Source organism: Vagococcus sp. CY53-2 (assembly GCF_022604695.1).
Taxonomy (GTDB): Bacteria; Bacillota; Bacilli; order Lactobacillales; family Vagococcaceae; genus Vagococcus.
On record NZ_JALAHP010000012.1, the window covers coordinates 1 to 11,002 of the forward strand.

The window sequence follows — 11,002 nt, forward strand, 5'->3', positions numbered from 1 at the left end:
CCGAAAAGAAGGCACTCTCTTCGGGTTTTCGGTCTGTACTGAAATCAAGGTATTATTGGGAATCCCAGCTTAAATCATAGATACCGTAAGGGATTTTATTCTTTATTTAAAACTTTGCAACAGAACCACCTAACTCATCCGCAAGCTCTTTGATTGTTTTTAAATTCTCACTCATGGCTTGCTCCTTTACCTCGAACATTTGCACGTTCTGGTTGTTCAAGGTCTTGTAATTTTACAGTTGGCAAGTATTGTTCAATCGCTTTTTTCAAATACTTCGCCATATTTCCTTTTGAATACGGTGCTTGCTTCTCACGTACATACGACAAATGCGTTTTCACGCCCTCAAGTCCTCGTAAGGCTTTCAGTTCATCATAGCGTGGATAGACGTTCTTTTGTAAGCCTGACATGAGTGCAAGGTCGGTCATTTCATACGGACTTAACAGCATGGAATCTAGCAACAAGCGTGTGTAGTTGCTTTGCATAGCTTCCGCATACAAAGCTTGTTCGGTTTGTTCTTTTTTTGCCTGCTCTTCTTGGTACAATGGATCATCTAACTTGTAACTGGTATCGTCTGCTTGCCATTTTTTCGTGATATGAAAGACAATCGAATCAATCGAACGTCCTTTTTTGATTTTGTCATAGGCTACATTCAAATGGGTGTATTGATTAATTTCTTTAAGAGGTGCATTTAATATCCATTTTGTAAAATCTGTCATATTTTTATATTCATCGACTGTATTTGTCATAGCTCGTAATTCTTGCATCGAAATAGACGGATGGCGGTAGGCTTCGACTTGCTCCTCTCTGCGCCCACCCTTAGAACTATAATGCTCGTATTGGTTATAGTGCATGGATAACCACTTATACAACACAATGCTGTACTTGCTGTTTAACTCCATAATGTCACTAATAGCATATTGGGTAAAATTTTGCTTCAAGTCAATCAAATAAGGCATAATCGCTTGGTCAAAGCGGATCGTGACTTCATCATCATAATCATTCCACTTGATATAAGGGATTGGCACAATACTTTCAAATTCAAATCCTTTTCCAGTCTGCTCTCGCACTTCAAAATAAGCTTGTTTCTGCATTTTTTCAATGGCTTGTTTAAAGCGACTATGCTTGTCGTTGTCGGACACATCAAAGAAAGCAAACAATTCTTTTTTGGATAAGTAAATCGTATGGTCTTTCGGTGGATTGTCCGTATCAATGCACGATACCGCCAATTCAAAAATCTTTAGAGGGGTCTTATCCATTTTTGCTACGCTCGTAATCAAGTCATTGTGTTCCACGACTTTTCGTTTTGTCAGTTCATCCATGTACATCACCTGCTTTTTTACATGATTCGTTTCTGGTATACTGGCCATAGAAAATACGCTCCTTTGCGTGTTTTGGTTAGGCATAGAGAAAGACATTTTACAGTGGTATTTTCTCTATGCTCTTATTATAGCACTATATAGAGAAAAATAAATGCAACTTCTCTCTGTATACACAGTTTTTTCTCTCTGTATACACAGTTTTTTCTCTCTGTATACACAGTTTTTTCTCTCTGTATACACAGTTTTTTCTCTCTGTATACACAGTTTTTTCTCTCTGTATACACAGTTTTTTCTCTCTGTTTAATCTCGCAAACCCTTGCTAAAACTGCCTTTTTCGGCACGCAAAAGGTTTAAAAGATTTAAAAGATTTAAAATATATAAGATAAATTAAAAAGGCTTCGCCCTCTCGTTCACTTCGGTTAAAAAATCTAAAAGATCAAAATCGTACAGTAATAAATGCAAAAAGGAGTGAGCGAAAAACACGCTCACATTGTACTTGCAGCGTTCACTTCGTTCACTTGCGAAAAGAAAAGAGCAAACCCTCTTTTAGGGATTTTCTTGATTGGCTCTAATTGCTCGTATACGCTGTTTTAATTGTTTGACTAGATAAATACGCCTATCTGGCAATCAAACGCCTTACAGGCGGTCAGGGCAAGCCCTAACGACCCTTGAATTAAAAACCTACATGAATAATTGTTTTTTAATTCCAAACAAAACAGTTCATTTAAAATCAATTTAAACCCACTTTAAACCCACTTAAAATCGTTTCTAAGGCGTTTTAATCTTACATTTGAATAAATAGACGTTTAATATGAAAAACGCCTTAAAACGAATTTTATGACGTTTTTTGAGAAAATTGTTTTTTACCCGCACGTTTACTTTTGATTAAACTAGCGAAGTCTGTTTAATTAAAAGTAAATGTTTAGTTGAGCAAAGCGAAACCAGAAAGGAGCAAACAACATGACCTTAGATTACAGAAAAACATTTGAAATTGAGATAATCAATGAATTTCAATCAGCGATTCACTCAAAAATGTTGAACTATGTTTTAAATAATGAACTCGATAAAAGTGATTCGACAAACCTACAAGTAAATTTATTAAAACAATTATCAAACATGAACCAAATTAATTTATTTGAATTATCTTTAGAAGAATTAGAAGCCTATCACGACTATTTACGAACGATAAAAAAATATGCCGATAACATCACACGAACAGCGTGAGTTTTAACAAACACGCTTGACGATAAAACGAAATGTAAATTAAGTTTTATAGCACAATTACCACTAAATAAAATTTAGGGGTATAAGTGCGCCCTTAAAACTAAGGGGTTCATTTCTACAAAGTTAATCTGACAACTATTCCCTTAGCGATTTTTACTAAAGGCGCACTTACACTCACCAAAATTTTTTGGTGTCTATCGTGCTAAAAAAGAGGACAGATCACTTGCGTGACGTGTACTCTTTTTTCGTCAAGCGTGTTGGTTAAAATTCGCTTTGCTCATGTTAAAATCTTGTTGAACTAGTTTCTTTTATTGCTAGTAATTTTTTTACCTAGTTTTGTATTTTGTGGCAAGCCAGCTTCCTAAACGGGTTTTTACTTTACGAGTTGGATAAGGCAAGTTATTCAGGATCAATTAGATCCACCCTTTCAAATAAAGCGAACGACCCTAACACACCAAATCGGACTGTTTTTGATCCATACACTTCTAGAAATATTTTCGCAGCCCGATCGTAAAAATGAAGAAATAGAAGATCATTAATTGGCTAAAAATTCCGAATAAAATAACAAGTTCATTCAGAATTGAAAGGGAACTTTCACAAAGTTTTTAAGAAAAAGACGGCTGTTACATCAATCTTTTTCGGGTTGAAAAGAGGTAGACCAATTGCGATTCACAAAGAAAGCCCCTGGAATGGTTGATCCAGGGGCTACTTCGTTTAAAAGAGATTATGGTAACTAAGAGGTTAAATAACTATTTTATTTTTGGCTCAGAGTACACTTTGATAGTAATTAACCAACTAAAAATAATTATTATAGAAAAAATAAGTAACATATTGCTATATAAATATGATTGAGAAGAAACATTTATAGGAATAATTTTTTTATTTAGTATGTCTACAGACAGTAATCCTCCTACAACTGCGATTCCTAGTCCTTCAGATAAGAAACTTGTAAAATTAAGTAAACTCATTCCTGAACCACTTTCTTTTGTAGTTAAACTACTTGAAACAATTGTAGATATAACCGTTTTTGTAAAGGACAGACCTCCAAATATAAAAATAATTAATATAGTAATTAAAAAAGGTGTCGTTTCAACAAACAGTGCAGCCAATAGAAAACTAATTGATAACAACATAGCTCCTATAGTTAACACGAATATTGGTCCTTTTTTATCTACTAGTATTCCACCAAAGTAACCAAAAATAATGACACTAACAGCTCCTGGAAAGATAATCCCGTTACCAATGGCAAGTGTACTTAACTGATATAAATCTCTCATCATATAAGGAACCATTGAAATAAATCCTGCCACCGTTCCAAAAAAAAGACCTCCACAAACAATACCAACCATAAAAGATCGGTTTTCACCTAATTTAGGCTCAATAAACGGCTCATCCACTTTTTTTATGTGCTTAATAAAAATAATGAAAATAACGAAACTTATTCCTAAGAAATATAATTTATATGATGTGGTAAACACCATAAAAGTTACTATGCTTAACGACATTAATACTAATCCTATAAAATCAAAACTTCCCTTTTTAATCGGTTCATGATCAAGCATTTTGATAAGAAAAGGAACTGATATTAAAGTTCCTAAAGGTAATATCAATAGATAAGACCAATGAATATATTCAGCTATCATTCCACCGATAGATGGACCTAGAGCTTCACCCATTGCAACAATGGAACCAATAAGTCCAAAAGCCTTTCCCTGGCTCTCCCTTGGAATATATTTAGCAACAACCACCATAATTAACGCAGGAAAAGCTGCAGCTCCTGTACCTTGAATGAATCGTGATAATAATAATACAGGAAATGATGTATGACCTATAAAACCCATAATTGAACCTATACAATTTAATAAAATTCCTGTTAATAACAGTTTCTTAATACCAACATAATCAGAAACTTTGCCATATATGGCTGTTCCTACAGAAAAACTTAACATGAACGATGTATTAATCCAATTTATACTTGCAGGAGCTTTTCCAAAGTAATTCGCTACATCAGGAAAAGATACATTTAGAACCATTTCATTTAGTACACTAAAGAAAGATAAAAAGCAAAGCCAAAGTAATAATTTGTTGTATTGTGATTTATGGTTTGACGAATTAGAATTCATTTCTTCACTCTTTCCCTTTAATTAATAAAGATTTTATCCTATCAACTTTTCCTTGTTGATATAAACTTTTATCTACCACTTCTTGATAAGATACAATTTTATTTTTTATATAGGCTTGTCCATTAAATAGTTCATTACTCTTTTCTTCAAATATTAAAAATAAAGATTGAGGTAACTTTGCAATTAAATTAAATTCATCTTCTACCTCTGATACATTTAAGACATTTCCCTCTAATTTTCCGAGTTCACTAATAGCCTTCCCTAAATAATCTTTATTTGCAGATACATCTATCTCTACTACTGGTTCTACAATGACTGTTTTAGAATTTAACAATGCTTTATACAATGCATATGGTGTTAACTTTCTAAATTCAGATGGTGTACTGACTGGACTAAAAAATTCAGCATCTGTCAACGTTACTTTTACATTGGTTAATTCAAAATCATAAAGACCTGTTTTAGTTGAACTAAACACACTATCTTTAATAGCATTTTGAAATGACTGTTTCAGATAACCTGTTGTCACTAAACTATCAAATTGAATGCCTGATAGGTTACTCGGTTCAACTTTCAAGGTCATCGTTGCCCAATAGGGATTAAGTGATTCATCTACATCAATTGTGCCTATTCCTATTTCTTCTATAATTTCTTTATAAACAATTGTTGGTAATGATAATTTAAGCGTCTTAAAAGAGTAACGTCTGCGTATAGTTTCTTCTAAGTATTCTCGTTGAACTCGACCAAAAATTTTCATTGAGATTTCTGAAGTTTCTTTATCAATTGAGAAATCAAGTAATGGATCTTCTTCTGATAATTCAGTTAATAAGTCTAGTAACGTCATTCTCTCTTCTTCCCCAACTTGGAAAGTGATTTTTAAACTTGGGCTAGGTAAAGATAGCTCATTAGTTAAAGGTTCTCCTAAGAAATCTTGAATCTTTAATTCTTTACATTTTGGAAACATAAAAATATCTCCTGTTTGAATACTATTTGCTTCTACAAATTGGTTGTCTTGTAATACTAAAAAACGTGGTAGCTTCTTTTCTTCTTGATTATTTAACAAATAAGTTTGGTTCTTACTTATTTCACCGGATAGTAATCTAAAATAAGCTTGTTTTTGACCATTCATAAAAGTAATTTTATATAAATATGCAGATAAATTATCCTTACTTTTATCAACTAAATCAAAGCTACCTAATAAATTTAATAAAGTATCTATCCCTTCTCCTGTCACAGCCGAACCTAAAATTAAAGGATAACTTTCATTCATTAAAGTTCGTTGGTTCAACTCATTTTTTAGCTCTATTTCACTTATTAATACATCATTCATAAACTTTTCAAGTAGATAAGGACTGTTTTCGATTAAAGTATCTCTACTTTCTTGACTAAACAAGGATTCTACTAGAACAAGATGACTCGTCAATTTATTCTTGATTTCAGAAATCAGATATTCTGGTCTTGCTGTTTCTATATCTATTTTATTTAAGAAAAAGATAGTCGGTATCTTGGCTTCTTGTAATGTATCAAAAATCCTTCTTGTTTGAGTTGGGAGTTCTCCTAAACTTGAAACGACTAAAACAGCTATATCAATAACGTTTAGTGACCTCACTACTTCACCATAAAATTCAATATGTCCAGGCATATCAACCAAATTTATTTTTGTTTGACACCACTCTAAAGAAACAGAAGCTGTTTTTATTGTAATGCCTCTTTCTTTCTCTAAATCAAGGGTATCAGTAATAGTATCACCCTTCTTAATACTTCCTTGCTTATAATTTTCATGGGTTCTACTATACAAACTTTCTGTTAAAGATGTTTTTCCAGCGTCTACATGAGCGACAATTCCTACATTAATAATTTTTTTCATCAAAAAAAGACTTCTATGGATTTATGTTCGCAAAAATACTCATCGCAAATACCATAGAAGTCTATTGTTCACGACCTTCTAATTATAGTTCGAGAGTATTTCTTTAAGAGCACACCAAATAAGCCTTTGTTTTTCAGCTATATTAAAATGTGCTATTTAGAAATACTCCGAAGCATATGAAGATCACTCACTTATTTTTATTTGATTTATTTATCTTAAGTTAGTATAAATTATAAAAATTAAAAAAACAATTTTTTTAGTTAATTATAACGTGATTTATGTAAACCTATATTTGATTACGAAATATATTTAAGGCTCTCAGAATTAATTCTGAGAGCCTTATTCTTCATGTAAATTTGAGTATAATTCACTAATGAGTAACTAAAAGATTAAATCTGTTGCAAATCAAGTTCCTTAATCTCATATGTTATATCTGAAACACTTTTTATAAAATATGGATCATGAGAAGTGACTATCACGGTTCCTTGATATGCTTTTATTAGCTTTTCTAAAGCTTCAATTGTTTTTAAATCAATAAAATTTGTTGGTTCATCTAAAACCAATACATTTGAAGGTTGAGTAAACAATAATGCAATTTGTACACGAGTTGATTCTCCACCACTTAAACTTGTTACAGATTTTGATACTTCTGATTGAGTAAATCCTAAATTATTTAAGATACTTCTAACTGTTGATTCAGGGTACTCTGTCTGATTCATTAGGTAACTTAAAACAGATTCATCTTTAAACACTTTATAAGACATTTGATGGTATGTAGAGAAGATTACCTTAGAAGAAACTGTTATTCCTTCAGAACCATTTAATATACTGTCTAGAAGTGATGACTTTCCTGTTCCATTGTTTCCGATAATGGCAATCTTTTTCCCTAAGGGAAATTGAAAATTACAATTATCGAATAAGACTCTCTCGCCTTTTTTGAGAGAAAAGTTATCTCCCATAATTGGAAATTTATTATGCAACTCCGTTGTTTGACTAGTAGGAAAAATAATCTCTGTTTCAGTTGATAGCTGTTGTAGTCCACCTAACTGTTGTAAACGACTTTCCATTGCCTTAGCTGATTTTTGTAAGTTTTTTTGAACGGTATCTTTTTGTTTAGAAGACGCCAATCGGTCTGGTCGAATATTTTGCTTTTTCTTTTTATTTGTCGCTTTATTACTCTTTTCAGCTTGTTCTTTTTTCTTTTTAATAGCACTTTCTAATCTCTTTTTTTCTTTAATAAATTGTTCATTGCTATTCTCTAATTCTAATTGTTTCATTTGTTTTTGTTCGAGATAATCATCATAGTTACCTTCGTATTCATAAACAACCCCATTATCAACTTCCCATATCTTAGTGGCTAATTGATTAATAAAAGAACGATTATGGCTGACAAAGATTAATGTTCCATAGTGATATTTTAATTCATCAATCAAAATATCAACACTTCTGTTATCAAGATGTGTTGTTGGTTCATCAAGTAGCAATCCCATTGAATAATTCGATAGTAATTGCGTTAAACGATATTTCGTTTCTTCTCCACCACTTAATGAATCAATTTTATTTTTAGGTACTGAAAAATTATTTAATAACTTCCAGTCCATATTATCTGTTTCTATTAATTCTTTTGGATCAGCTATCTGTTCAAATAAGTTAAACTCAATTTCTTTTTGAACGACTCCAGTATCCGGTTTTACTGTTCCTGCAATGATTTCTAATAGCGTTGACTTTCCTTGACCGTTTGCACCAATAATTCCAATACGCTCTCCGTTATACGCTACTAGATTTTCAATAGATAAAACATCTTTTGTTCCGTATCTTTTGTTGATATTACTTAATTTTATTGTTAAATTTTCCATTTTATAGTCTCCTTTTACGCTAGGTAAAAGGAAAAAAGTGCATTAAAAAAGACCTAGAATATCTCTACGTCTTGCCATTTCATTTAATAATTTTATATAGAAAAGTATACACTTATCCCTTGAAATTGCTTACCTAGATTTTTGAATGATATTAAATTAGCTATTCAAAAATTCATTACGCAATTTCATAGATGCTGTCATTACTTTTCCTCCTCACTGGTCAATTCATTAAGGTAATTCTATCATATATGATTTAATTGTAAACTGTTTTATCTCAAAAGAACTTGTCTACGTTCTCTTTGTTTTATTGTCAACTTCCGATACAATATTACATATCACAATGAAACGGAGTTGAAACGCTTTGAGAAATGATGAAACGTTTAAGACAATGCAAGAAATAGCTGATATTATAGGTATTTCTAAGTCTACTTTGTTTAGATTTTTAAAAGCTAACTCGTTTCATGAAACGTTTAAGAAACGCAATACTAACATGTATGATGAAACGACTACAAAAGCTATAATAGAGAGCTTTGAACAAGAAAAAGACGGCAAGCGTTCCATTTCACCAAGAAATGATGAAACGGCTGATGAAATACTTATTGATAGTTTAAAAGCGCAAATTTCATTACTAAAAAAGCATGATGAAGAACAAAAAGAACAAATAAAAAAACTGCATGAATTGTTAGACCAACAACAACAATTATTACTTTATGAGCAACAAAAGAATACAAAATTACTCGAAGAAAACATAGACACTAAAAAATGGTGGCAGTGGTGGAAATAAATTTACTTTTTATTCTTGTCATTTGCTACTGATTTTTACTCTAGGGTTGTTAGGGTTTACCCTGACCGTCTGAAAGACGTTTTATTTATCCAAACTAAGAGTTTTATCTAGATGAGCTTAAATAGCTCTTTTTTTGCGTTTTAAGCCTATTGAATTATTTCCTTAGAGAAATATTTTAGGTTTTAGCGAAGGAGCGTAAAGCGACTGCTGCAAGTTAAATGTGAGAGTGGGTTTTTCTCACTCCTTTTTTTATTTATTTTTATGGTACGCATAGAACTTTTTAATAAAATAAATAAAAGGTTTCGGTGGGAAAGTATAGCTCTTCTTTTATAATCTCTTTTAAATCTCTTTTAAACCTCTTTTAGAGGTGCTTTTAGCCCTTTGTTATCAACGGTTTTCGAGGTTTATAAGCTACATATTGAGACCTTATAAGCTACATATTGAGACCTTATAAGCTACATATTGAGACCTTTATAAGCTACATATTGAGACCTTATAAGCTACGTGTTTTTTATTAAGTAGTTGATAAAGAATTAGATTATTGTTACACTTACAAAGAGGTGAAAATATGACTAATGAAATTGTTAAATATGAAAACCGTTTGAATGATATTCCTTTAAGAAATTTTTCTCCAGTTGAAATGAACTTGTTCTTTTCAATAGCTTCGCGTGTCAGAGATAAAGGTTCTAATGAAGTTGTTATTAACTTTAACGAATTGAAAGATTTAAGTAAGTATAATCAAAAAGGTGAACGTTTTATACAGGATTTAAGTTCTGCTTACGATAAATTGCTAAGTATTAACGCTATGAATGATGATGGTGATACGTTAACTAAATTTGTAGCTTTTAGAAAATATTCAATTGTTCGCTCTGAACAAGTTGTTAAGATTGCAGTTAATGAAGACTTTAAGGGTTTATTTAATCAATTATCAACTTGGACTAGATTTAATTTAGAACAATTTGTTAGATTAGATAGTACTTATTCCAAAACGATGTTTAGATTACTTAAACAATTTCGAACAACAGGATTTGTCTATTATTCCAAAGAAGAATTTTTTCATCTTCTAGATATTCCTGAAACCTATTGGAATAAACCTTCAAATGTTGATACAAGAGTTTTAAAACCTATCAAAGAAGAATTGACTCCAATATTTAGAGGGTTGACTATAAAAAAGAAATATAGCAAAGGTCGAGGAAAACCTGTCGTTGGTTATCAGTTTGCTTTTAAAGCTGAAGCTAAAAATGCTGATGACTTTTCTAAAGGAGAACACGAAGACTTACGACAAAAAATATTTAATATTGAACACAATGGTGATCTTTCTCAAGAAGAAAAATGGGTCGCAAAAGATAAAGTATTAAATTTAAAAATTGGCACACATGAGTCAGATTTTTACGCTCAGAAACAAAAAGAATTTGAAAAAATTGAAGAAGAAAAACTTCGAAAAGATATTTTAGATAATTTAAAAAGTGGCTTCCATTAATCAGAAAACTACTTCGAACAACACGACAAAGAAGAAAAACTTCTCCATACTTTTGGAAAAGTTTTTTATTTTTTTTTTTTGAAAAATTAATTTTTCAAAAAAAAATGATTTAGGATAATTCTTTTATTGATAAAAGATAGTGTGTGTCAAAGGTGGTTAAAAGGTGTGCTAAAAGTGGCTAAAAGGTGTGTCAAAAGTGGCTAAAAGGTGTGTCAAAGGTGTGTCAAAACAGTGCAAACGAGAAAAAATCATGTTATATCGGAAACGTTGATACTATCAACCCAACAGCTTGCCTGTTGGCAGTTTCCCTTATGCTCTTTAGACGTAAAATTGGCCAAAAGTAAGATGACGA

Annotated in this window: 7 protein-coding genes and 1 pseudogene; 4 read left to right on the forward strand and 4 right to left on the reverse strand. The window is 31.5% G+C overall.

The annotated features are described in order from the left end of the window. Positions 1–73: pseudogene (locus MN581_RS09725) on the forward strand (IS6 family transposase); the annotation flags it as partial. 94 nt (positions 74–167) lie between these two features. Here MN581_RS09725 and MN581_RS09730 read toward each other — a convergent pair. Next, a complete protein-coding gene (locus MN581_RS09730; RefSeq protein ID WP_040145014.1) occupies positions 168–1,367 on the reverse strand; it encodes a RepB family plasmid replication initiator protein in 1,200 nt (399 codons plus the stop codon). Between the two features lie 912 nt (positions 1,368–2,279). Here MN581_RS09730 and MN581_RS09735 point away from each other — a divergent pair. Further along, positions 2,280–2,543, forward strand: coding sequence for an epsilon-antitoxin (locus tag MN581_RS09735; protein WP_002336758.1), 264 nt, complete (start codon positions 2,280–2,282; stop codon positions 2,541–2,543). A gap of 749 nt (positions 2,544–3,292) precedes the next feature. On the opposite strand, the gene tet is transcribed toward MN581_RS09735, so the two are convergent. The 3 genes from tet to abc-f form a co-directional block, all read right to left on the reverse strand. Then, positions 3,293–4,666: a Tet(L)/Tet(K)/Tet(45) family tetracycline efflux MFS transporter gene (gene tet / locus MN581_RS09740; protein WP_117974230.1), complete on the reverse strand. Its 1,374-nt coding sequence runs from the start codon at positions 4,664–4,666 to the stop codon at positions 3,293–3,295. Positions 4,667–4,670: 4 nt separating this feature from the next. After that, entirely contained in the window at positions 4,671–6,530 is a 1,860-nt protein-coding gene (locus MN581_RS09745) for a GTP-binding protein (RefSeq protein ID WP_117974227.1), read from the reverse strand. A 389-nt stretch (positions 6,531–6,919) separates the two neighbouring features. Then, entirely contained in the window at positions 6,920–8,386 is a 1,467-nt protein-coding gene (gene abc-f, locus MN581_RS09750; protein ID WP_117974224.1) for a ribosomal protection-like ABC-F family protein, read from the reverse strand. Between the two features lie 361 nt (positions 8,387–8,747). On the opposite strand from abc-f, the gene MN581_RS09755 reads away from it, so the two are divergent. Next, complete coding sequence (locus MN581_RS09755; RefSeq protein ID WP_199500934.1) at positions 8,748–9,170, forward strand: hypothetical protein; 423 nt, start codon at positions 8,748–8,750, stop codon at positions 9,168–9,170. A 568-nt stretch (positions 9,171–9,738) separates the two neighbouring features. Then, the gene (locus MN581_RS09760; protein ID WP_117974294.1) at positions 9,739–10,650 is read left to right on the forward strand and encodes a replication initiation protein; all 912 of its coding nucleotides are present in this window, start codon (positions 9,739–9,741) and stop codon (positions 10,648–10,650) included. Positions 10,651–11,002: the final 352 nt, after the last annotated feature.

Bases quoted from the DNA above. Each gene is read 5' to 3' on its own strand.
- MN581_RS09730 (WP_040145014.1), bottom strand. From the start codon at position 1,367: ATGGCCAGTATACCAGAAACGAATCATGTAAAAAAGCAGGTGATGTAC.
- tet (WP_117974230.1), bottom strand. From the start codon at position 4,666: ATGAATTCTAATTCGTCAAACCATAAATCACAATACAACAAATTATTA.
- abc-f (WP_117974224.1), bottom strand. From the start codon at position 8,386: ATGGAAAATTTAACAATAAAATTAAGTAATATCAACAAAAGATACGGA.
- MN581_RS09735 (WP_002336758.1), top strand. From the start codon at position 2,280: ATGACCTTAGATTACAGAAAAACATTTGAAATTGAGATAATCAATGAA.
- MN581_RS09760 (WP_117974294.1), top strand. From the start codon at position 9,739: ATGACTAATGAAATTGTTAAATATGAAAACCGTTTGAATGATATTCCT.
- MN581_RS09745 (WP_117974227.1), bottom strand. From the start codon at position 6,530: ATGAAAAAAATTATTAATGTAGGAATTGTCGCTCATGTAGACGCTGGA.